Origin of the sequence: Granulicella sp. L46, from assembly GCF_009765785.1 — a bacterium.
Classification (GTDB): domain Bacteria; phylum Acidobacteriota; class Terriglobia; order Terriglobales; family Acidobacteriaceae; genus Granulicella.
Genome location: NZ_LMUT01000016.1, coordinates 240376 through 264545, shown reverse-complemented (window position 1 = coordinate 264545; position 24170 = coordinate 240376). Strand labels below are relative to the sequence as shown.

Annotated in this window: 15 protein-coding genes and 1 other RNA gene; 12 read left to right on the top strand and 4 right to left on the bottom strand. The window is 59.7% G+C overall.

Going from position 1 to position 24170, the window contains the following annotated elements:
- Nucleotides 1-44 precede the first annotated feature (44 nt).
- The 3 genes from GSQ80_RS18095 to GSQ80_RS18085 all read left to right on the top strand — a co-directional run bounded on the left by GSQ80_RS18095 (nt 45) and on the right by GSQ80_RS18085 (nt 3777).
- Nucleotides 45-1043: a mechanosensitive ion channel family protein gene (locus tag GSQ80_RS18095; RefSeq protein ID WP_158789061.1), complete on the top strand. Its 999-nt coding sequence runs from the start codon at nt 45-47 to the stop codon at nt 1041-1043.
- Between the two features lie 187 nt (nt 1044-1230).
- Complete coding sequence (locus tag GSQ80_RS18090; protein WP_158789060.1) at nt 1231-2448, top strand: malate dehydrogenase; 1218 nt, start codon at nt 1231-1233, stop codon at nt 2446-2448.
- Between the two features lie 69 nt (nt 2449-2517).
- Complete coding sequence (locus GSQ80_RS18085) at nt 2518-3777, top strand: N(4)-(beta-N-acetylglucosaminyl)-L-asparaginase (RefSeq protein WP_158789059.1); 1260 nt, start codon at nt 2518-2520, stop codon at nt 3775-3777.
- Nucleotides 3778-4365: 588 nt separating this feature from the next.
- Here GSQ80_RS18085 and GSQ80_RS18080 read toward each other — a convergent pair.
- On the bottom strand, nt 4366-6459 hold the full coding sequence (locus GSQ80_RS18080) for a thioredoxin domain-containing protein (protein WP_158789058.1): 2094 nt from the start codon (nt 6457-6459) through the stop codon (nt 4366-4368).
- 100 nt (nt 6460-6559) lie between these two features.
- A complete protein-coding gene (locus GSQ80_RS18075; protein WP_254059750.1) occupies nt 6560-8182 on the bottom strand; it encodes a S10 family peptidase in 1623 nt (540 codons plus the stop codon).
- Nucleotides 8183-8384: 202 nt separating this feature from the next.
- On the opposite strand from GSQ80_RS18075, the gene GSQ80_RS18070 reads away from it, so the two are divergent.
- The 5 genes from GSQ80_RS18070 to GSQ80_RS18050 all read left to right on the top strand — a co-directional run bounded on the left by GSQ80_RS18070 (nt 8385) and on the right by GSQ80_RS18050 (nt 17335).
- Nucleotides 8385-8813 (top strand): DUF1761 domain-containing protein, encoded by a 429-nt coding sequence (locus tag GSQ80_RS18070; RefSeq protein WP_158789057.1) that lies wholly within the window; start codon nt 8385-8387, stop codon nt 8811-8813.
- Nucleotides 8810-9469 carry a hypothetical protein gene (locus GSQ80_RS18065; protein WP_158789056.1) on the top strand — a complete coding sequence of 220 codons (660 nt, stop codon included), beginning with the start codon at nt 8810-8812 and terminating at the stop codon, nt 9467-9469. Before GSQ80_RS18070 ends, GSQ80_RS18065 begins: the two co-directional genes overlap by 4 nt.
- Before the next feature lie 576 nt (nt 9470-10045).
- Nucleotides 10046-12583, top strand: a complete 2538-nt coding sequence (locus GSQ80_RS18060) for a RecQ family ATP-dependent DNA helicase (protein WP_158789055.1) — start codon at nt 10046-10048, stop codon at nt 12581-12583.
- A gap of 148 nt (nt 12584-12731) precedes the next feature.
- Nucleotides 12732-13628 carry an ABC transporter ATP-binding protein gene (locus tag GSQ80_RS18055; RefSeq protein WP_158789054.1) on the top strand — a complete coding sequence of 299 codons (897 nt, stop codon included), beginning with the start codon at nt 12732-12734 and terminating at the stop codon, nt 13626-13628.
- Between the two features lie 56 nt (nt 13629-13684).
- The gene (locus GSQ80_RS18050; RefSeq protein WP_158789053.1) at nt 13685-17335 is read left to right on the top strand and encodes a M1 family aminopeptidase; all 3651 of its coding nucleotides are present in this window, start codon (nt 13685-13687) and stop codon (nt 17333-17335) included.
- A 110-nt stretch (nt 17336-17445) separates the two neighbouring features.
- Here GSQ80_RS18050 and GSQ80_RS18045 read toward each other — a convergent pair whose 3' ends face one another.
- Nucleotides 17446-18141, bottom strand: coding sequence for a Fe2+-dependent dioxygenase (locus GSQ80_RS18045; protein WP_158789052.1), 696 nt, complete (start codon nt 18139-18141; stop codon nt 17446-17448).
- 27 nt (nt 18142-18168) lie between these two features.
- Entirely contained in the window at nt 18169-20802 is a 2634-nt protein-coding gene (locus tag GSQ80_RS18040; protein WP_254059749.1) for a TonB-dependent siderophore receptor, read from the bottom strand.
- A gap of 281 nt (nt 20803-21083) precedes the next feature.
- Between GSQ80_RS18040 and glmU the strand changes: the two genes are divergently transcribed.
- The 4 genes from glmU to ssrA all read left to right on the top strand — a co-directional run bounded on the left by glmU (nt 21084) and on the right by ssrA (nt 24077).
- Nucleotides 21084-22508: a bifunctional UDP-N-acetylglucosamine diphosphorylase/glucosamine-1-phosphate N-acetyltransferase GlmU gene (gene glmU, locus GSQ80_RS18035; protein WP_158789051.1), complete on the top strand. Its 1425-nt coding sequence runs from the start codon at nt 21084-21086 to the stop codon at nt 22506-22508.
- Nucleotides 22509-22548: 40 nt separating this feature from the next.
- Complete coding sequence (locus GSQ80_RS18030; RefSeq protein ID WP_158789050.1) at nt 22549-22851, top strand: 4a-hydroxytetrahydrobiopterin dehydratase; 303 nt, start codon at nt 22549-22551, stop codon at nt 22849-22851.
- Nucleotides 22852-23224: 373 nt separating this feature from the next.
- On the top strand, nt 23225-23644 hold the full coding sequence (locus GSQ80_RS18025; protein WP_158789049.1) for an EamA family transporter: 420 nt from the start codon (nt 23225-23227) through the stop codon (nt 23642-23644).
- Between the two features lie 81 nt (nt 23645-23725).
- Nucleotides 23726-24077, top strand: a transfer-messenger RNA (tmRNA) gene (gene ssrA / locus GSQ80_RS18020).
- The last annotated feature ends 93 nt before the right edge of the window (nt 24078-24170 follow it).

Sequence of the window (24170 nt, the reverse complement as noted above, 5' to 3'; positions counted from 1 at the left end):
CCTTTGTATTGGACTGCACCCAGTTTCCTAAGGACCACGACTCAATGACGTTTTTTGCACCCGATCCACACCTCACCACCAACGTCGCACACGACGAGCGTTTCCTCGAGCACATCGAGCGGGCCTGGAAGACCGACCTCACCAACTTCGTCCAGAACGGCGTTCCCAAGCTGGTCTTCGCCTTCCTTCTCGCCTTCCTCTTCCAGTCCATCATTACCTTCTTCGTCAAGCGCCTCTACAAGAAAGCCGACCGCCTCGTAGGCAACGCCCAGCGTTCCGGACAACTCCGCACCATGGCCGCCATCCTCCGAGCCACCTCTTACGGCATCACCGGCTTTTATCTCCTCACTCAGGTGCTCGCCGCCCTCGGCGTCTCCCTCGGACCCTTCATTGCCTCAGCCGGCGTCATCGGCCTCGGCATCTCCTTTGGCGCCCAGTCCATCTTCAAGGACATGCTCACCGGCATCTTCATCCTCATCGAAAACCAGTACTCCGTCGGCGACACCATCAAGATCGCCGGCCTAACCGGTGTAGTCGAAGACCTAAGCCTCCGCGTCACCCGTCTCCGCGACGGCGACGGCACCGTCTACATCGTCCCTAACAGCCAGATCACCACCGTCTCCAACCTCTCCCGCGACTTCGCCGTCGGCACCCTCAACATCTCCGTCGACGCCCGCGAAGATCCTGACCGCGTCATGTCCGTCCTCAAAAACCTCGCCGTTCAGGTCCGCAAGGACGAGGCCTTCAAAGACATCGTCATCGCCGACCCCAACATCCTTGGCGTCGACAAAATCAGCGGCTACGAAGTCGTCTACCCCATCAACGTCCGCGTGATGGTCAACCAGCGCGACGGCGTCATGCGCGAACTCCGCCGCCGCGTTCTGATGGCCTTCAACAAGGAAAAAATCGCCTTCGGTTCCTCCAACAGCACCATGATCGTCCAAAGCCCCGCCCCCGACCCGCCGAGCACCCTCCCCCAGCCCCCCCAGCCAGCCTCCAGTCAACCCTCCCCCAGCGCCGCTTCCCCCAACGCCACCACCTAATTACGCCGGAGATCTTCCGCCATCTGTGCGGAGCCACATGGCCCGCTGTGTACCCTCCGCTATGTTCTCCACTGAAGCATCGCGCTACTGTGGAATCACAACCGGCGTCAGTCCCTCGCTCTATACGAAGGACAGCGCCTGCAGCAGGTTGTTTGCGTCGCCAATCCCCTATCGATCAGGAATTATCATGCCAACTTCTATCGCAATTCTCGGTGCGTCCGGTATGGTCGGAAGCTCGCTCGCAGCCCAACTCCTCAGGAGTCAACTGCTCGAACCTGGAGACCGCCTTCAACTAGCAGGCCACGGCTCACAAGAGACCGAAGCGAAGTTACTCGGCACGCGCATCGACCTTCTGGATGCATTTGATGAGGGACGGGTCGAGGTCGAAGTCGTCCCTCGACTCGCTGATCTGAACGCGGATATCGTAATTGTCGCAGCCGGCGTAGGTATGTCGGCAGCATGCACCAACCGCCGGGACATGGGTTTTGCGAACCGCGCCGTGTTCGAGGAAATTGCCGAACAGTGTGCACTCCACGTTCCGAATTCACTCTTCATCGTGGTCAGCAATCCGGTCGAGCTTGCAGTTCATATCCTGTGCGAGAAGCTGGATCGGAAACGCGTCTTCGGCATGGGCGCACAGCAGGACTCGCTGCGCTTTGCCCGCGCCGTCGCTGACGATCTCGGCATCTCGCGAAGAGATCTGCGAGCCAGCGTTTTGGGAGAACATGGCCAGGCGATGGTCCCGCTCTGGAGCAGCGTGGAACTGATGGCGCACACTCCTGGGCTGCTTCGCTCTCTCGATCTGCTGGCCGCCAGAAGTCTCGAGATTCCGCTGCAGAATCGCGTACGCATCGTCCAGGACGAGGTTACGCAGTTCCTTCGCGACGAACGCGTCGCTGAAGCGTACGAGGCCACGCGTCGCGCCCTGCCGGACGTACGTATCTTCGTCGAACCGTTCATCACAGCTCATACCATGCACTCCACGCCCAACGCGACCTCCAACGCTATCCTGCAATGCATCGCCGCAGCTCTCGCCGGAGATCGTCGACGCATCCATGGCCAGGTGAAATTGGAGGGAGAATTCGCTGGCCTTCACGGAACCTGCGGAGTTCCCGTTACACTCAGCCGCGAGGGCTGGCACGCAGAGAGTTTGAACGGACTAACTCCGCTGGAGCAGGATCTACTCCATGACTCGGCAGCTTCCATCCGCGAATTTCTCTCCCTGGTTCTAGACGCCGAAGCCTCTAAAGACAGCGCCATCTCCCCCAAAGTCAGTCCTGCGTCAGACACCCAAGAACGAAATCGCCTTTCGAGTATTCAACCTGGCCAGCAGCCCACATCAAACCGGTCTTCGTGGCAAGATGGGAGCGAAGCGAGTAGCGGGATCGCTGGCCTGGGCACATAGTAGCCACGAAACAACGCTGCACTGGCTGGCAGCATGTTCTACTATTCAGCACGTCCTCCCAAGGAGATCATGTCCACCACTCGCCGCGCCTTCTTATCCCGCTCAGCCATCCTCGCAGCAAGCGTAGCCGGAAGCGCAGCCGCACAAACTCCCAACCCCCATCCGAACCCTGACGCGCCGCTCACCTTCCAGCCGCCCAGGCGACCGGTCATCATCACCCGCGAAACCCTCGACAACTCCGTAACCGAGGCCTACGCCCTGCTCGAACAAGGCGCCGACACCCTCGAAGCCGCCATCCACGTCTGCCAGGCCCGTGAGGACGATCCCTCCGACCACAGCGTCGGCCTCGGCGGTCTACCCAACGAAGACGGAATCGTCGAGCTAGACGCCTCAGTCATGCACGGCCCCACCCGACGTGCCGGCTCTGTCGCCGCCCTCACCAACATCCGCCACGCGGCGAAACTCGCCGATACCGTCATGCGCCGCACCGCGCACGTAATGATCGTAGGCAACGGCGCAGAAAAATTCGCAGTAGCGGAAGGCTTCGAGCCCGAAAACCTCCTTACCGACGACGCCCGCAAGATCTGGCTCCTCTGGAAAGAACACGGCATCGGCTGGTGGGGTCCCGGCATCGACAGCCCTGACTGGAAGCCTCCCGTCGCAACGCCCCCCGGTGCAATCCCCCAGGCCGCCCTTCCCAGCATGCTGCAACTCCCGCGCCACCCCACCCGCGAGCATCTTCCCGCCGTCGAAGCCCGCATGCGTTTTCTATCCGACCGCGCCGGCCGCATGGGCATCCCCGCCCGCCTCCGCGCGGAAGCCGCACTGCAAGTCCTCTGGCCAACAACCGGCACCATCCACGTCTCCGCGCTCAACACCAAAGGTGAAATGTCAGGAGCCACCAGCACCTCCGGCCTCGCCTGGAAGATCCCCGGCCGCGTCGGCGACTCCCCCATCATCGGAGCCGGCTGTTACACCGATCAGGACATCGGCTCCGCAGGCGCCACCGGCAACGGCGAAGAGAACATCAAGATCGCCGGCGCCCACACCATCGTCGACTTAATGCGTCGCGGCGCCACTCCCAAAGAAGCCGGCCTCGAAACCCTCCGCCGCCTCGCCCGCAACTACAACAACGACATGACGCGACTCCGCTACCTCGACATGATCTACTACATCCTCCGCAAAGACGGCGCCTACGCCAGCGTCTCCCTATGGAGCACCCGCGGCACCGGCGAACAGAAAAAATTCGTAGTCCACGACGGCACCCTCCGCACCGAACCCTGCGACTACCTCTTCGAAGGCACCACCCAAAGCATCCACCCCTTCTAGCCCTCAGAGACGCCTCAAAAATCCGTCATCTCGACCGAAGCATCATGTCTTTGCGATGCGTAGTGGAGAGATCCCTGCATTGGCCGTTGGCTTTGCTTGTTCTGTGCCGTCATCCTGAGCGCAGCCGAAGGACCTGCCACCAAGCCCGCACCCGCACGGATGATTAGCCTTCTCCCACAGATCCAGCCATGCCTTTCCTTCGGCCACACCCTGAGGAATGCTTCGTCTTTGCTCTTCTAGTTGTCATTCTGAGCGCAGCGAAGAACCCGCTGTCTCCCGTTCTTGCCTTTCTTTCTGTCATTCCCTCTGGGATCTGCTTCTCTCTGCATCTCCCCAGACATTTGCTCCTATTACATGGCGAAACGTAGCAACCTTCGCACCCTTTGCGCCAACGCCCTGGTCCTTGTCGCTGCCTTTACGTCCGAGTCGCTGCCGCACTTCTGAGTCGCGGCCGTTGCTTCTGAGTCGCTGCCGTTGCTTCTGAGATAGGCCGGGACTTTAGTCCCGGCAATACCGCCCACAAATCAACGCGGGCTTTAGCCCTTGGGACCTTCTCCTTAGACCCATCAACGTGCTTGGTCCAACCGCTCAACCATTCAACGCCGCCAACAACTCCCTCGCACTCTCCACCGGCGGCAAACAACTATTCCCCCGACAAACCACCGCCACGCTCCCCTCGCTCACAGGCAAGAACGGCAACGTCTCGGCCAACGCCGGCGGCAAACGATCAAGCTGATCTCGCCGCAACCGCACCACGCTCTTATTCACCGCATACTTCGCCATAGCAATCGCAGCCAACACTTCCGCCGCATCATCGTCGCCAATCACGCATACCTGCACCGACCCGGCCACCGCCCGCCGCAACGCCAGTCCATAACTCGCCGCATACAACCCAAAGTGTTCGACGACACCCGCAAACGTCTCCAGCGTCTCCTGCGCGCGCGTCTCATACACCGCATCACCGGTCAGCGCCGCAAGCCGCAGCAACACCGCAGCCGCCACCGCATTCCCCGCCGGCGTAGGAGAATCCTGCAAAGGCTTCCGCCGCGCACTCAGCGCCCCGATCGCATCCGCATCCTTTTCTGTATCGAAGAACCCTCCGCCAACGGCATCATAGAACCGCGCCAGCATCGCATCCCCAATCTCTTTCGCGGTAGCGTAATACGCGAACTCCCCGGTAACCTCCCACGCATCCAGCGCAGCCGCAGCGACAAACGCATAATCCTCCAGCACCCCAGGAATCCTCGCCGCCGCAACCCCCTCACCATACGCAACCACATGCGCCATCCCAGCACGCGCATCCCACACCGACGCCACCACCCGCTCCAACGATTTCAACGCAAACTCCACCGGCTCCGATAACCCCAGCGCCCGCCCAGCCGCAAGGTACGCCGAAATGCACATCCCATTCCACCCCGTATAAACCGTCCGATCCACATAAGGAGTCTTCCGCAGCAACCGCGCCGCATACATCTTCCGCTTCACCGTCTCCACAGCGCCTTCGTCAACTCCCGCCGTCCGCGCAGGACCCACGCGAAGCACGTTCTTCTGGGGATTATGGTGCATATCCCCCACCACCCTCAGCTCAAAATACTTCTCCGCAACGGCAAACTCCTCCGCCGACAGCACCGCCTTCGCCTCATCCACCGTCCACGTAAAGTAATCGCCATCATCGTCCAACGAATCATCCGCATCCTGCGAAGCATAGAACCCACCCAGCTCGCGATCGCTGAGCCACTCATCCATCCACCGCAAAATGTCCTTCGCCACCCGAGCAAACTCCGGCTCGACAAAACTTTGAAACGCATGCGCATAATTCTTCAGCAGCTCGCTATTGTCATACGCCATCTTTTCGAAGTGCGGCACCACCCACCGCTCGTCCACCGAATAGCGATGAAACCCGCCGGCCAGCTGGTCATAAATCCCACCCGCCGCCATCTTCTCCAGCGTCACCTCTACCACATGCTTCGCCCGCGCAGCTTCTTCCCCACCCCTTCCCGCTGCATCGACCAACAAATCCAGCGCCCCCGGATGCGGAAACTTCGGCTGCGATCCAAACCCGCCATTCCTCTCATCGAACTGCTTCACAATCGAATCAATGACCTTCTCAAGCAGCGGTTCTCCCGGATTCCCAGCCCTGCCTGAAAAGCTCTCATTATGCTCAATCGCCATCATCACGCTGCCGGCAGACTCCTCCACCTCCTCGCGCTTATTCGCAAACGCATCCGCCATCGTCAGCAGCACGCGCTGAAAACTAGGCCGCCCATACCGCTCATCCGGCGGAAAATAAGTCCCCCCAAAATAAGGCTTCCCATCCGGAGTAAGAAACGCCGTCAGCGGCCACCCCCCTTGCCCACTAATCGCAGCCACAGCCGACTGATACCGTGTATCCACATCCGGCCGCTCATCCCGATCCACCTTCACCGCAACAAACTTCGCATTAATGATCTCGGCGGTAGCAGGATTCTCATAGCTCTCGCGATCCATCACATGACACCAGTGGCACCACACCGCGCCAATATCCAGCAGCACCGGCTTATTCTCCCGCCGCGCTTTCTCGAACGCCTCCGCCCCCCACTCATTCCACTCAATCGGCTGATGCTGCGCCGAGCGCAAATACGCCGAGGCAGCCCGGCTCAAGGAATTCAACGACCCATCATGCTTCACAGATTCATCGCTCATCCCAACCAGTCTATCGTTCCCACTCTCCAAAAAAAAGAAGCGCCCCGCCGCAGCGAAGCGCCTCCAACTGAGAACTAACAACTAAGAACGGACAACGCCCTTACTTCACAGCCGTCGGATACCACCCCTCCAAATCCGCATGCATCTCCTTCAGCGCGTCCACATTCAGATACACCATATGCCCCGCCGGATAATATCCAAACGATACATTTGAAGCGATCCCCGGCGGCAGCATCATCTGCGCAATATCGTGCTCAGTCCCAAAGAACGGCGTAGCCAGATCAAACCATCCATTCGCCGAAAACACTTTCAGCTTGGGATTCTTCCGCATCGCATCGCCCAAATCGATCACCGTATCCGGCTGCAACTGCTGCCCGCGCCCAAACCCGCCACCGCCCGACGCCCGATGCTTCCAATCCCAGTTCTCATTAATCCCCGGCCCCTGCAAGTTATATGTCTCCGACTCCGTATACTTCAGCTCGTTCTGCAGGTAGTTATGGAACGCCCCAACAAACACGCCTGAAATCCCTGTATCCGAAGGATCGAACCCGGGATTCTCCCCCGCCGCATCCACATCAAACGCCTGAAACCGAGCATCGTACCGCCCCAAAATCTGATCGTCTCCCCGGAACAATTCTTTGCGATACCGCGTCGCCGAGATCCTCAGCTTCGAGTCCTTCACATACTCCACACTCAGCCCTGTGAACGCCGCCACCTGCTGCGCAATCGCATCGAACTCCGCCGGCGGCAGGCGATCGCCTTGCTCCAGCGCCGCCGCATACGGACCCCGCGAAAACTCTCGCGCCTTTTGCACAAACTCCTTCATCGTCCCGGTATGCGGCACCTTGTTGTAGTACCAGGCAATCGCTGCATAGCTCGGAAGATACGTCTTCGCATCCGTGTCATATCCCGGATCGCGCACCGCATAATTCAATATCGACGACAGCAGCACCACCCCATTGAACTGAATCCCATCATTATTCAGCGCTGCCACGAGCGCAGCAGAGCGTGGCGTCCCATAACTCTCGCCAAACAAAAACTTCGGCGAGTTCCACCGGTTATTAATCGTGATGTACCGCGTAATGAATTTCTCAAACGCCTTCACATCCTGATCGACGCCAGCAAAATCCTTCGCCGTCCCCTTACCCGCCGCGCGCGAAAATCCCGTCATCGGCGCATCAATAAACACCAGGTCCGACTTATCCAACAAGCTGTACTGATTCGGCACCACCCCAAACGGCGCCGGCCCCGTAGCCTTCGGGCTCTCCGTCACCACCCGCACCGGCCCAACCGACCCCATGTGCAGCCACAAGCTAGCCGACCCCGGCCCGCCGTTATACAAAAACGTCACCGGCCGCGATCCCGGCGCCACACCATCCTCGGTATACGCCACATAAAACATCACGCCGATGACCTTCTCTTCGTCATCCTTGATCTGCAGCGTCCCAGCGGTAGCCGTGTAATGCACCGCCCGCGCGCCCGCCGTCCAGTCATGCTTCGTTTCGACCTTAGTCTCCGCCGGTATAGGCAGCGCGCCGTCCTTCTTCGCATCCGGCTCCGCGGCCCCAGCGCTCTCGCTAGCAGGCTCTCCCGGACGCCGAGGCGGCCGCGTCTCCTGCCCAAACGCCATCGTTGCCGTCAAGACCAACGCCGAAACCGCCGTCCATTGCCGCGCGATGCGTAGTTGCTTCGCTGTAAGAAAACTCCCTGCCGTAGCGTTCAAGTTCTTCCTCCGAAGCAAAACAACTGCCAGCTGTTTTTGCCTCTATGTATTGATTACCGGTGGTACGAGCATAGACGAACCACCCACATCCCAAGTCTCTCCACCAAACAAAAAATCTCCGCCACCGTGCCTGACGCAATCATTTTCCTTCCCACCGGTCCACCAGGATGATACAAAGTCGCTGAATCCACCGGAGGTCCCCATGCGTCCCATCCGTCTCTACTGGCCAGCCCTCGTCGTCGCGATGCTTGCATCCTTCCTCTTCGAAGCCGGCTGGTTCAGCTTCTTCCTCAAACCCTGGCTAGCCGGCATCGACCGCTCCATGGAATGGCTCATGAGCCAACCCCACATCACGCCTCCCATCCAGTACGCCGTCGCCCTCCTCTGCTCCTTCGTCACCGCAGCCGTCCTCTCCGTCTGCATCCAGGCCTCCGGCGAACAAACCCTCTTCCGCGGCATCAAGGTAGGCGCCGTCCTCTGGCTCGGCTTCATCGCCACCACCTTCGCCAAGGACTACATCTTCGAAATCCGCCCCCTCTCCCTCTACGCCATCAACGCAGGCTACGGCCTCTGCGACCTGCTCCTCATGGGCGCCATCGTCGGCGCCTGGAAGGGCAAGCGCAAGGCATGAACGTCCGCGCCGGATTTTTGCGCAAGGTCAGCATCTGGTTCCTCTCCGGACTTCTAGTCCTTGCGTACTTCTACTTCAGTCCCCACATCAACCTGCCCAATCGCCCCAGACTCAACTGCCCACTTCTCGCCTTGATCAAGCCGCTCAGCAAAGCTCCAGTCCAAGCCACCGACTCCCTCGAATTCGCCACCTTCGACGGCATGCCAGGCACTCCGTACACGGTGCGCATCTACGGCGACGGTCGCGTAGAGCGCGATGCGGTAGCCACGTTAATCCCTGGCTTCACTTCCGGCTGTCCTCTTCACGATGTCGACAAGCACCTTAAGATCCCTCCCGACCAAGCCATCGCGCTTATCTCCAAGGCACGGGACGGAGGATTCTGTCGCCTCTGTGAGTTCTACCAGCCAACCCACCCCACTTCAGATGGAAATCTTGATCAGCTCACACTCACCTTCCACGGGAAAACCAATCGAGTCACGAATATCTCAAACCATCCTCCACCTTTATTCGTCGAACTCGTCAATTCGTTCGCAGCCCTTCCACCCCTTCCGGACTACGCAACAACCCACCACCCTACCCGCGAACGAGAATTAGAGTGCCTCCATTTCATGAATTCCCAACTGGACCGCCTCAAAAACCGCACGTCCAAACACTAGCCAGGTGCCCCATGCTTAACGGGCTCATCGTCATGAGTGGGACTCTGCCTAACGCGCGCGACCGACCCGTCCATTCCGCCCCGCAGGAAACTCTCGCCGTCCACGCAGCACAAAATAAATCTCCAGAACCACCCTCAAAAACAACCCAAAATCCGCGTGTCAACCCCCCAAGCACCCTCTAAACCCACAAAACCCCCGCCCCCATTGACGATTTCTCTCTCCAGACTTTGGCATACTTACCCCACCACCCACGTACAATTAAATAAGCCCCTCCACTCTCGCCCCACACGTACTTAAGAGCCGCCAGCCCGACACATATCAGCCTGAGGCGAGCCCTGGGGTGCTTTTTAGCGAAAACTCCAATGGCCGCGATACTTTTCGCATAACCCCAATGCTTGCCCTACTTTACAGGCGAAGTATCCCCTCCTGCCGGGGATACTTCGCCACTTAAGCCATCTCATATCAACTACTTGCCCAGCAAGTACTACCCGGCAGGGGGGAGGGGGGTACCCCCTCGAACACCGGTGCGGCCTTCCACCGACTGTAGGCAAACAATATGCGAAGATAAACCCAGCAATGCCCACGCTGCAACCAACCGAGACCCTATCCGAGCTCCTCCACCGCGTCTTCGGTCACGGCGACTTCCGCGCCCACCAGCAAGTGGTCTGCGAGGCCGCCGCCTCCGGTCGTGACGTCCTCCTCGTCATGCCCACAGGAGCGGGCAAGAGCCTTTGCTACCAGCTCCCAGCCCTGGCTCGCGGCGGCACAGCACTGGTCATCTCGCCGCTAATCGCCCTCATGGACGACCAGGCTGCCAAGCTAACCGCCCTCGGCCTCCGCGTCGCCCGGGTCCACTCCGGCCTCTCCCGCGACGACGCCCGCGAAGCCTGCCGCGACTACCTGGCCGGCAACTTGGATTTCCTCTTCATCGCCCCCGAGCGCATGCGCGTCCCCGGCTTCCCCGAGATGCTCGCCAAGCGCAAACCGGTCCTCGTCGCCATCGACGAAGCCCACTGCATCTCGGCCTGGGGCCACGACTTCCGCCCCGACTACCGAACGCTGGGCCAGTACCTCCCAGCCCTGCGGCCTGCACCGATCATCGCTCTAACCGCGACAGCAACACCCACAGTCCAGCGCGACATAGCCCTACAACTCGACCTGCAAAATCCAGCCATCTTCATCACGGGATTCCGACGTCACAACCTCGCCATTCAGGCCATCGAGCTCTCCAAGCCGCAACGCGCAGACTTCGCGCTGAACATCTTGCAGCAACCAAACGCGCGCCCCGCGATCATCTACGCCGGCTCGCGCAAGCAAGCCGAAGAGTTCGCGACCACGCTCCACAAGCATTTCCCAACAGCCGCATACCACGCAGGCCTCGACCCGACAACCCGCGACCGAGTCCAGCGAGCGTTCCTCTCCGGCAAATTAGACGTAGTCGTCGCCACAGTAGCCTTCGGCATGGGAGTAGACAAGGCCGACGTCCGCACAGTAATCCACGTAGCGCTACCCGGCTCCGTCGAAGCCTACTACCAGGAGATCGGCCGCGCCGGTCGCGATGGCCTCCCCTCGCGCACCATCCTCCTCCACGGCTTCGCCGACCGCCGATTACAAGAATTCTTCCTCGAAAAAAATTACCCGCCAACCTCCGACCTGGAGCGCGTAGCCATCTGCCTTCCCGCAGACTTCACGCAAGTCGACGTGCTCCACAACGCAATCCTCAAGAAACGCACGCCAATCGATCGCGACACCCTCGACCGCACCATCGAGAAGCTCCTCGTCGCCGGCGTAGCCCTCATGGACATGAACGGCGACGTCCGCCTCGCCGACGAAAACTCGGGTGCCCCGCGTCCCGATTCTGGGACCCGGGATTCCACTGCTGCCCCGCGTTGGCAATCCGCCTACGAGACGCAAGTCGCCGTCCGCCGTGCCCAGATCGATGGCATGATCGCCTTCGCCGAATCCACCGACTGCCGCATGCACGCGCTAGTCCAGCACTTCGGCGACACCAGCGACAAGGCCACCACCTGCGGCCTCTGCGACATCTGCAACCCTGGCGACACAGGCTCCGCGCAGACCGCGCATCAACCTACAGCGCAGGAACGCACCTGGCTCCGCGAGATCCTCTCCGCCCTCGAGCACCGCAGCACGTCCACGGGCAAGCTCTTCACCGATCTCCACCTAATGAAGGACCGCAAGGACTTCGACATCCTACTCGATGGCCTGGCCCGCGCCGCCCTCATCACCCTAACCAACGACACCTTCACCTCGCCCGAAGGCCGCGACATCACGTACCGCAAAGCCGCGATCACCCACGAAGGCCGAACCCCAGACGACGCCACACTAGACACCGTCTGGCTCCGCACCAACCTCTCCGCCGTTCCCGGAAAGCGCTCCCGCACCAAGTCGGGTGCCCCATCTTCGCCGAGAGCTTCATCCTCGGCTAAGGTGGGTTCGCAGCAAACTGACGCCCTCAACCCCGCAGCCGACCACCTCTTCACCCAACTCCGCGCCTGGCGCACCGAGATCGCCCGTCCCACCAAGACGCCAGCCTTCATGATCCTCGGGGACGCTGTCCTCCGCGCCATCGCCACCAGCGCGCCCCAGAACCTAAGCGCCCTCCACGCGATCTCCGGCATGGGCCCAACCAAGGTAGACCGCTACGGCGCAGACCTAATCGCCATCTGCCGCGGCGACGCACCACAGCCCACCACCCAGAAGCCCGTCATCCTGAGCGAAGCGGAGCGGAGTCGAAGGACCCCGAAGAACTTCGCCCCGACAAGGCGCTCAGAAGCTTTCCAACCGCTGCTCTCGATCGCTGCCAACACCCAAACCTCCGCTGTTCACCCCAACAAGCGCCCAGCTCCGCCGCCACCGCCCGCTCCAGAGCTCACCGCCGAGCAACTAGCCCTCGAGGACCGCCTGAAGGACTGGCGCCGCGAGGCCGCTCGCGCCGCCGGCTTGCCCAGCTTCTTCATCTTCTCCGACACGGTCCTGCGCAACATCACGCTAGCCGCCCCGACCAGCCTCGAGACACTCCGCAACGTCCGTGGCGTCGCCCCCGAAAAGCTCGACACCTTCGGCCCAACAATCCTCACTCTCTGCCAGGCCTGAACCGCGTTACCCACAGAAACTGTCGTCCCCTGAATTCAAAGACATCCCCGATTGCACCGCTCAACCAGCATCCCAAATTACGGTCGCCGTGATATATTCCGGCTACTGCAATCATTCAGCTTTCATACGCATCGGAGGGCACCCGCGCGTGGCACTCACTATCTCTGGTCTATCCAAGACCTATCCCAACGGCGTCAAGGCACTCAAGAATCTCTCCCTCACCATCGGCAATGAAATGTTCGGTCTCCTCGGTCCCAACGGCGCAGGAAAATCCTCGCTCATGCGCACCGTCGCCACCCTCCAGGATCCCGACTCCGGCACCGTCACGCTCGACGGCATCGACGTCCTCAAGGACAAGAACGCCGTCCGCAAAGTCCTCGGATATCTCCCCCAGGAATTCGGTGTCTACCCCAAGATGTCCGCGCTCGACATGCTCCACCATCTCGCCATCATGAAGGGCATCTCCAACAAGACGGAGCGCAGCCAGATGGTTGATGCCCTGCTCAACCAGACCAACCTCTGGGCCGCCCGCAAGAAGTCCCTCAGCACTTACTCCGGCGGCATGAAGCAGCGCTTCGGCATCGCCCAGGCCCTGCTCGCCAATCCCAAGCTCATCATCGTCGACGAGCCCACCGCCGGCCTCGACCCCGCCGAGCGCAACCGCTTCCTCAATCTCCTCAGCTCCATCGGCTCCAACGTCACCGTCATCCTCTCCACCCACATCGTCGACGACGTCCGCGAACTCTGCCCACGGATGGCCATCATCGCCAGCGGCGAAGTCCTCCTCGAAGGCTCTCCAGCTTCCGCCCTTGACGCTCTCAACGGCAAGATTTTCTCCAAGGTCGTCTCCACCGACGACGAGCTTCGTGCGCTCGAAGCTTCTTTCAATGTCATCTCCACCCACCTAGTCGGTGGCCTCCACGAAGTCCGCATCTACGCCGACTCCAACCCCGGCCCCGACTTCAAGCCCGTAGACTCCGGCCTCGAGGACGTCTACTTCCTCAACCTAACCAACCACGCCGCCAACGCTGCCCCAGTGAATTAGCCCCGCTTCTTACCGGCAAACACACCCACAGCGTATAGCGAAACGGAAGGGTTTACATGGCACAGTTTTGGGAATTCTTTACATTCGAGCTCAAACTCCGCGCGAAGAGCCTCTCTACCTACGTCTACTTCGCCCTCTTCTTTTCCCTCGCCTTCATGGCCATGGCCGTCGACGATTTCTTCACCACCGGCAACGACAAAGTCTTCCTCAACGGTCCTTCGTCGACCTCCATTCTCTACATCATCTTCAGCTTCTTCGGCTGCATCATCATCGCCGCCATCTTCGGCACCTCCATCCTGCGCGACTTCCAGCGCGACACCTACCAGATCATCTTCACCAAGCCCATCACCAAGTTCGCCTACCTTGGCGGCCGCTGGCTTGGCTCTTTCATCACTACTGTCTGCATCTTCTTCGGACTCGTCCTCGGCGAAGCTACCGGCACCTTTGCTCCCTGGGCCGACCACGCTCGCATTGGCCACGGCGCCTTCCACTGGTACCTGCACGCCTTCTTCCTCATTACCGTTGTCCAGATCTTCTTTCTCGGCTCTCTCTTCTTCACCATCGCCGCTCTCACCCGCAAGCTCTTCGTCGTTTATCTCCAGGGCGTTGTCTTCTTCGTCGTCTACCTCACCATCAACGCCATCTTCAGCTCCACACGTAGCCTCGAGCACTTCTGGTCCGCAATCTTCGATCCCGTCGGTCTCCGCATGTTCGACGCCGTCACCCGCTACTGGACCCCCGTCGAGCAGAACACCCTGCAGCTCCCCTGGTCCGGCGTCGTCCTCTACAATCGCCTCGTCTGGACCGCGATCGGCGCCATTAGCCTCTTCGTCGTCTACACCCTCTTTCCCCTATCCGTAGAAACCCTCACCTCCGTCTCGCAGGGCCGCCGCGCCGCCCGCGAACGTGAGAACGATGCCTCCACAGCGAAAGCCGTTCGCTCCCTCGTGGCCAAGCGTCTCCCCGTAGTTCACCAGGTGTTCAACGTCACCACCACCTTTGAGCAATTCCTCTCCCTCACGCGCATCCGCGTGAAGAACATCTTCACCGAGCTTCCGTTTTGGGCCATCTTCGCTGTGATCGTGATGTATGCCCTCCTCCGCGGCCACTTTGCCGGCCACGTCGACGACGCCACTCTCTACCCTGTTACCTTCCTCATGCTCGACGCCGTTCGCGGCCAGTCCTTCGTCCTTCTCATCGTCGTCGCCACGCTCTACTCCGGCGAGCTCGTCTGGCGCGAGCGCGACACCCACTTCGACGGCATCCACGACGCGCTCCCCATGCGCGAATCCACCGACTGGCTCTCCAAACTCGCCGCCCTCGCTGTCATCGAGCTCGCCCTGCTGACCGTCGTGATGTTCTGCGGCATCCTCTCGCAGACCTTCGCCGGCTACTTCCGCTTCGAGCTCCTCCAATACTTCAAAGAGCTCTACATCGTCGTCTTCCCCCAAATCCTCATCTACACCTTCCTCGCCCTCTTCCTGCAGACCGTTCTCAAAAACAAGTTCATCGGCCACGCCATCGTCATCGGCAGCTTCGTCCTCCTCGGCGTGCTACAAGCCCACGGCTGGGAAAACACGCTCTACCTCTTCGGCAACACGCCCAACTACATCTACTCGGACATGAATGGCTACGGCCACTTCGCTCCTGCTCTCTTCTGGTCCATCACCTACTGGCTCGCCATCGCGGCCATACTCGCGGTCATCTCCATCGGTCTCGCGGTCCGCGGTACCGACGACGGCCTCGCCTCGCGCCTGCGCCATCTCCGCCATCGCGCCCCACGCCTCGCGCCTGCCGGCATCCTTTTTCTGCTCATCGCCATCGGCAGCGGCGTCTGGTACTTCTACAACACCCACGTCCTCAACGAATTCCTCAGCGCTCCCCAACAGCGCGACATCCAGGCCAACTACGAGCGCGACTTCAAGAAGTATCAATACCTCCCGCAACCCAAGATCATCGCCGTCGACGCCAACATCGACATCTTCCCCGAGCGCCGCTCCTTCTCCAGCACCGGCCACTTCGTCCTCCAGAACAAAACGCCTTCACCCATCTCGCAAATCCACGTCGTCGACACCCAGCAGTCCGTCTCCAACATTCAGTTCGATCGCCCCTTCCACAAAGTCTCCACCATCAAGCGCGATCTCTACACCATCTACGCGCTCGATCAGCCGCTCGCTCCCGGCGAGAAGATGAACATGAACTTCAACGTCGGCTACACTTCGCATGGCTTCCGCGACGGTGGAGAACGTCCCGAGCTCGCCTACTCCGGCACCTTCTTCGACAGCGGCTACTTCCCTACCATCGGCTACGACAGCGGCTTCGAGCTCACCGACGCCCGCCGCCGTCGCGAACAACACCTCGCACCGGTTCAGGATCTCCCCCAGCGCGGCGACCCCCTTGGCAGCCGCACCAACCTCTTCACCAAGGACTCTGACTGGATCACCTACAGCACCGTCGTCAGCACCTCCGATCACGACTCCGAAGGCAAGCCCCAGGTCGCCATCGCTCCCGGCTATCTCCAGCGCGACTGGCATCAGGACGGCCGCCACTACTTCGCCTACAGCATGGGCGACGTCAAAATCCTCGACTTCTTCGCTTACGTCTCGGCCCGCTACGACGTCAAGCGTGACGTCTACCAGGGCGTCAACGGCCCCATCAACATTGAGGTTTACTACGATCCGCACCACCCCTACGACGTCGACGATATGATCGCTTCGTCCAAAGCCGGACTCGCCTACTACGAGAAGAACTACAGTCCCTTCCAGTTCAAACAGTTCCGCATCCTCGAGTACCCGCGCTATCGCAACTTCGCCCAGTCCTTCCCCAATACAGTTCCCTACACCGAGCCCGGCTTCCTCGGCCGCGTCCTCGATCCCCAGAAGGACATCGACCGCACCTACTTCGTCACAGCGCACGAACTGGCCCATCAATGGTGGGGCCACCAACTCATCGGCGGCGCCGTCGCCGGCTCCAACATGATGTCCGAATCGTTAGCCGAGTACTCTGCCCTCCGTATCGCGCAACACAAGTACGGCGACGACCAGATGCATAAGTTCCTCAAGCACGAGCTCGACGGCTATCTGCGTGGCCGCGCTGGCGAAGCCCACAAGGAGCCACCCATCGTCCTCGTCCAGCGCGAAGCCTACGTCTGGTATCAGAAGGGCTCGCTCGTCCTCTATGGTCTCTCGGATTTCATCGGCGAAGACAAGCTAAACCTCGCCCTGCATAACTTCCTCATGCAGTATCGCTACGCTAACGCCACGGACAACCAGGACCAGCCCTACCCTGATACTCGTCAGTTCGTCGATGCCCTCCGCGCTCAAACCCCACCCGAATATCAGTACTACATCACCGACGCCTTCGAAAACATCGTCCTCTACGACAACAAGGCCCTCACCGCCACCTACGTCCAGACGCCCGACAAGAAGTACAAGGTAACCCTCACCGTCCAGGCAAAGAAGTTCAAGTCAGACGGCTCTGGTAATGAAACCCCTATGCCTCTCGCCGACTACGTCGACATCGGTGTGTTCTCCGGCAAGAAGGACCATGAGAAGGCTCTCTACCTGAAGAAGGAAAAGATCACGCAGGAGAAGAACACCTTCGAGATCATCGTCGACGAACTCCCAACCCGCGCGGGCATCGACCCGATCAACAAGCTCATCGATCGCATCCCCGACGACAACACCATCGACGTCACCAAACCCTGATCGGCATAACGCAAGCCTCGCAACAAGACCCCTTTTACCTAATGAGTGCCCACGCCATGAGGGTGACGTGGGCACCTTCGGTGCGCTCGAGTCGCGCCGAATTGTTGGGCTTACATCTCTGCCCATTGTCGAAGAAGGTTGTGATACACGCCGGTCAGTTGCACCGAACTTTGCTTCACCGGTGCACTTTGGGCCAGGTCACTTCCGGCCAATCGTTGAATGGAGGCGTCGAGCTCGAACAATAGAGCGCGGTGAGCATCCTGGCGAATCATGCTTTGGATCCAGAAGAAGGAGCTAACACGATTGCCGCGGGTGACGGGTTCGACGCGATGAAGGCTGGTGGCCGGGTAGAGCACCATGTCACCGGCAGCAAGCTTGACGCTCTTTTCGCCGTAGCTGTCTTCGACGATCAACTCGCCGCCGTCGTACTCGTTGGGTGGAGTAAGAAACAGCGTGGCGCTGAGGTCGGTGCGGATTCGCTGGCCAGTGGTGGCGAGCTGGCGAATCGCCGTGTCGACATGCGTGCCGAATGTTTGGCCGCCGGCGTAGCTGTTGAACATAGGTGGAAACACGCGCAGCGGCAGCGCAGCCGACATAAAGCGCGGAGAGCGCGCCAGCCCAGCAAGGATCATCTCGCCGAGCTCCTTCGCCGCCGGCGAGCTCTCCGGAATCTGCGCGTTGCGTTTTACTTCCTGGGCCTGGTAGCCGGCGGTCACGCGACCGTCTACCCATTCCGCTGAAGCGAGTTTCTGTCGCGCCTCGTTGACCTGCCCAGGCGTGAGGACCTTTTCGATGGTAATTAGCATAGGGTCTTCCTTTGCACGTGTTGACTCCTAGAATCTGAAGTTCGCACCGATCAGCGCGCTGAGTCCGGCACCGGGAATGAGGTGGCTGGGGTGTGGCTGGTCGATGTAGAAGCGGTTGAAGAGGTTGTAGATGTTGGCCTGCAGTTCGATGCGATGCGTGATCGACCGCTTCACCATGAGATTGAAAACCCAGTAGCCAGGAACTTGTTTCATGGCGGTTGAGAGGACCTCATAGCAGGTGGTCGCGGTGGCACCGCAGGGCGCCGTGCCGGGGGCAAAGGTGATGGGCCCGGAGTGGTTGGTGCCGACGTACGGTGTAGTCGAGCTGGCCGTGCGGCTGCCAACGTAGTTGCTGCCGACGCCGCCGCTGATCTTCCAGAAAAGGTTGTGGGTGATGAAGGCGTTGAAGGTCTGCTTGGGGACGTTGGCCAAGGGAAAGCCGATGGAGGTTGGGAATTCCTGGGAGAAAATCACCGAGCTATCGAGATAAGCGTATCCCAGCACCAAGTCCGTACCGCCGCCGAGCTGTCCGACGGCGCTGGCCTGGACGCCCTTCACAAGCTGGTTTCCCGCTAACACGATCACGTTCGAGTTAGTCGGGCTGGTCTCGCGAGCGTTGTCTTGCTCCGTGCGAAAGAGGGCACCCTCAAGCTGCAGACGTTGATGGAAGAGGCTGTACTTCGCGCCGATTTCGTACGACTCGTTTTCTTCAGGTGGAAGAATGCTGGTGGCAACGCTGAGGCTAAGGGTTTCGGCAGATGGATTGAAGCTGGTGCCGTAGTCGAAGTAGACGCTGCTGTGCTGGTTCGGTTTGAACACGAAGGCGGCTCGATACGTAGGCTGATCCACCTTCTGTTCAAGGGGCGCGATGTTCGGGGTGGGAGCGGCGCCTGGGATGCTGGTGGTCGGAGCGTAGAGGTTATAGGAGGTGTCGAAGTAGTCCCAGCGAACGCCGCCGCTCAGCTCAACCCGACGTCCGAGCTTGAGCGTGTCGACGAAATAGAGGCCGACGCTCTCCGAGGTGACATGCGTGATGGACGCGATGTAGCCCACGCCCGCGAAAACGTCGGAGGGATTCGGGTTGGCGAGATTTGTGGGCGTAACGCTGTTGATGCCGAACTCGGTGTAGCTGGTTTTGATGGGATTGGAGACCTCGCGGCCACCTTCAACGCCGCCAGCGAAGTCATTGCGAATGCCGAAGGTCTTGAAGTGGGCCGTGACCTCGGTCTGGTCCCAGAGATCGCCTTCAACGCTCTTGATCTGGATCTGATTGCGATTGACGGTGATGTCCGCGGCAGGTGTGGACTGTGTGTAAAGACAGGGCAGATGGGTGTTGAGAGCGTTCGTCGGAAGGGCGGCAACGTAGCCGCCGACAGGAGTGCTGACGCTGACGTTCGAGCAGATCTGTGGCTCCGTGATCTGCACGTCGCGAGGATAATTTGCCCAACGCGCGATGGTGTGGAGGTCGACGTCGCCGCTACCCTCGAAGGCGTGGTTGGCTTTGAGGGTAACGATGTTGTCGTTGGTCCGGAGATGATTCGCATCCGGAAAACCGAAGTAGGCGTGCCGGTTGACGCCGTGAGCAAGGCCGTTTTCGAACCACGGCAGACCGTAGTCGGGGGTGTCGTCGTCGTTGAGATGGAAGTAGCTAACCGTGAGGTGGGTGGGGGAGTTCAAGCCGAAGGAGATCGATGGCGCAATGCCGAAACGGCGAGTCTCGTCGAATGGACGGCCGGCGACCCCGCCTGCGTAGCCTACAGCGTTGACGCGGACGGCAGTGCCGTGGGCGAAATTGGGGAGCGGTTCGTTGACGTCTGCAGTGACACGGCGGGTACCGTCGGTGCCGAACTGTGTTTGAACGTCAATGAACTTATCAACAGTGGGCATTTTGCTCACCTGGTTGATGACGCCGCCCGTCGATCCGCGACCGAACTGAACACCCGCGGGGCCTTCGAGGACCTCTACCTGCTCGAAGTTAAAGCTGTCGCGGTAATAGCTGCCAAAGTCGCGAATGCCATCGAGGAAGATGTCGTTGCGTGCGGTGAAGCCGCGGATGGTGAGGTTGTCGCCCTGGGCTCCGCTTTCGCCTGCCGCAATGCTGATGCCGGGAACGTTGCGGACAGCGTCGAGGAGAGAGCGATTCTGTTCGTCGTGGAGAATAAACTGGGGGACCTCGACGACAGTTTGTGGAGTGTCGAGCAGGGGCTCCGTGAACTTGGTCATGCTGACGGCGTCGGGAAGGCCGCCGTTGACGTTGACCGACTCCTGGTTGCGAACGCCAATGCGCACAGCGTCGGTGCCGTCGAAAGTGAAGTTGAGGCCGGTGCCGGCCAGCAGCTGCCGCAGAGCGGAGTCGTTGGGATAGAGCCCTACCACCGCGCGGGCGGTGAAGGTGGCGAGGATTTCAGGGGGGATTTCCAGCTTGAGGGTTACGCCGCTTTGCTGGCGGTATTGATCAAGGGCGGTAGTGAGCGGCCCCTCCGCAATCCGGAAACGCCGGACGGGGAGCTGCGCCGGAATAGGCTCTTTCCCTGCCGCGGCTGCCACCATTTGTTGCGCCTTTGCGTCTGACCTGCTCATCGCGGCATATGCCGTCATCGTAGCCATAGCGACGAGCTTTGCCCGCTTGCCACAGCTGCTTCCACGCTTCAACTTCTGCACGTTCACATTCCTTTGCTTCTAAGCGAACGGCTCGCCCTCACGGCCATCCGTCGCCCTTGGTTCGCGCGGCCCTCATGCACACGCCTTCTATTCCCGACTAAATGAGTCCGAGATCAGTAATTACTATAAACGAATACCAGACTCATCTGGTCCTATATTGTGAATTTGTAAAGTTTGGGTCGGAAGTCGGGCGCGCGGGCTTCGCTTCAGAATCACGGATGATCCACAAACCATCCACCTTCCGCACCTTCTTCCCGCACCCATGAGACGATAATCACCGTATGGAAACCTCATCCTTCGGAATTGCCATCATGGCCGCCGGCAAAGGCACGCGCCTTAAGTCCCGCCGCCCCAAAGTCCTTCACGAAATCGGCGGCCAGTCCCTCCTGCTCCACGTAATCGCCGCCGCCAAAACCATTGCACCCGCCAGCCAGATCTTCTGCATCATCGGCCACGAAGCCGACCAGGTCCGCGCCGCCGTCGCCTCCACCGGCGTCTCCTTCGTTCTTCAGGCCGACCAGCGCGGCACCGGCCACGCCCTTCAGCAACTAAAGGCGCACTTCATCGCCACCGGCCAGACCCCTCCCGAAAACCTCCTAGTCCTCTCCGGCGACGTACCGCTCATCAAACCTTCCACTCTCGAAGAACTCTGCGCCTTCCACCTCGCCCAGCGCGCCGCCATGACCATCCTCACCGCCACCCCCCCAAATCCCACCGGCTATGGCCGCGTCCTCCGCAGCTCCGACGCCGCCCCCGAAGTAACCGCGATCGTAGAGCAGAAATCCCTCAAGCCCGATCAACTGAATGCCCCGGAGATCAACTCCGGCATCTACTGCTTCCGCACCTCCGCACTCTTTACCCACCTCGATTCCCTCTCCACCACCAACGCCCACGGCGAGTTTTACCTCACGGACGTCGCCGCCCTCCTCGTCGCCGACAACCAGCGCGTCGTCGCCCTCAAATCCTCCGGCTCCGTCGACGAGGTGCTCGGCGCCAACACCATCGAGGAGATGATGCACCTCGACGCCGCTATGCGCCTCGCCACCGCCCGCCGCCTCATGGCCCAGGGCGTCACCATCTTCCGTCCCGAAACCTGTGTCATCGACGCCCAGGTCGAGATCGGTCCCGACACCGTCATCGAACCCTACGTCCAGATTTTGGGCAGCACGAAAGTAGGCTCAGACTGTCGATTTGCGTCCTATACCGTGGTTCAAGACGCACAGATTGGCGACAAGGTGCTCCTGCGCAACGGTTGCATCGTTTTGCAATCCACCATCGGAAGTGGTGCAAAGTTAGGACCTTACGCCCATCTGCGCCCGGAAAGCGAAATCGGCGAAGAAGCCCACATCGGCAACTTCGTCGAGACAAAAAAAGTAAAAATGGGCCGCGGCTCCAAGGCTAACCACCTTTCTTATCTGGGAGATAGCACCATTGGCTCCGGCGTAAACATAGGCGCCGGCACCATCACCTGCAACTACGACGGAACCCACAAACACCAAACAGTAATTGGCAACAACGCCTTCATAGGCTCCAACTCCACGCTCGTAGCCCCTATAAACATTGGCGATGAGGCCTACATCGCTGCTGCCTCCTGCATCACAGAGGATGTACCAGCTGATGCGCTGAGTCTGGGGCGCAGCCGTCAGACCACCAAGCCCGGCTGGGTATCCAATCGCAAACGCACCCAACGGCCATCATGCGACTAGCAGCCGTAAGCCACATCACAGCAGCCAGATAGCAGGTATTATGAATAAGGTTTTGGATGAAAATAAGATCCAGGCGTCCCTCGCAACCCTTGCCAAATGGAAACTCGAACGCGGCGAGCTGGTTCGAATCATCACGTTCAAGGACTTCCAGCAGGCGATGAAGTTCGTAAACCATGTCGCCGATCTCGCCGAAAAAGCCGGCCACCATCCCGATATCGACATCCGTTATAACAAGGTTCGCCTTGCACTGGTAACCCATGATGCCGGCGGCATTACCCAAAACGATATTAGTATGGCGCACGAGATCGCAAAAAAGAGTTACGAAATGCTTCCGGAAGACTAGACATTTCGCCGACGGCATGTGCTATATTCTTTTTAGCGTAGATTTCTCCCAAAGAGCATATCTCGCGAAAGTTTTCTCGAGTGCTGCCAAACACTCGAGAGCAAGTTGCGTCACTGGCCTCCCGGCACGAACAAAGCACCGTTCGTGCCGCCTTTTTTTTGCTTTTTCGACCGAGCCAACCACGCTATCCATCACAAAACATTGATATTTCACAAAACGATCTCCAGCAGGGCTAATTGGATCAAGCCATTGAGCCGTATGGTGGTTAGAATCCATCGCTACCAACGGAAGAACAAAAGGTTTCATTCTGGCTGTATATGGACTAAGAGTCTATGTAATCACATAGACGTCCGGCTATCCATGGGAGCATAAGATGACTTGGATCTTTTGGGCGATACTTTCAGCCGTATTTGCTGCGGCAACAGCTTTACTTGCGAAGGTTGGAGTCGAAGGGATCGACAGCAACCTGGCCACAGCCATCCGAACAACAGTCGTCCTGATCTTCACCTGGACAATCGCGCTAAGCCTTGACGCCCATCGTGGAATTGGTCTGATTGGCCGTAGAAGCTGGGTGTTCCTGCTTCTTTCCGGGCTATGCACAGGACTTTCGTGGCTTTGCTATTTTCGCGCTTTGCAGATCGGGCCCGTCAGCGGAGTCGCACCGATCGATAAGCTCAGCGTCGCCATTGTGATCGTTGCAGGCTGGCTATGCTTTGGCGAAAGTATGTCCCCAGTAAAGATCGCGGGTGCGGCATTAGTCACCACGGGCGCCTTGCTGCTTGCGTTCGCCTGAGATATGCGTTTCGAAGGATCAACGTATACTACATCTAGTTCTTTGAATGCCCAATGCAATGTTGGTGCCAGTCTCAATAATGGGGGCGTCACGGCTTCGACGGGATTGCTTGCGGCAGAGAGGCATGCCGGGGTGTGGACACCCGTAATCGCTCACAAAACTATAAGTGCCGAACCTCAATTCGCGCTTGCTGCTTAATAATTAAGTAGCCGATCGCTCAGGCTTCGCCTACGGGCTTGTACCGATCGTCGCACAGTAGGCTGGTCCGCGGGGTTCCGCCTGTACGCCAAGGACGAGATTAATCAGGCTGGTGGTGAATGCGTCTTCGTCCGTTGCAAGCATTCACTACGAGACAAATGCGAACGGAAAAAGCATGAACGCTCTCTGTTGACAGTTTTTTCGGACGCGGGTTCGACTCCCGCCGCCTCCACCAATCAAACATCCAATGAGATCCAATAACAACATAAAACCCGCAAAATATGCGGGTTTTGTCGTCTCTGGCGTCCGATAGTGAACGATGCGACGG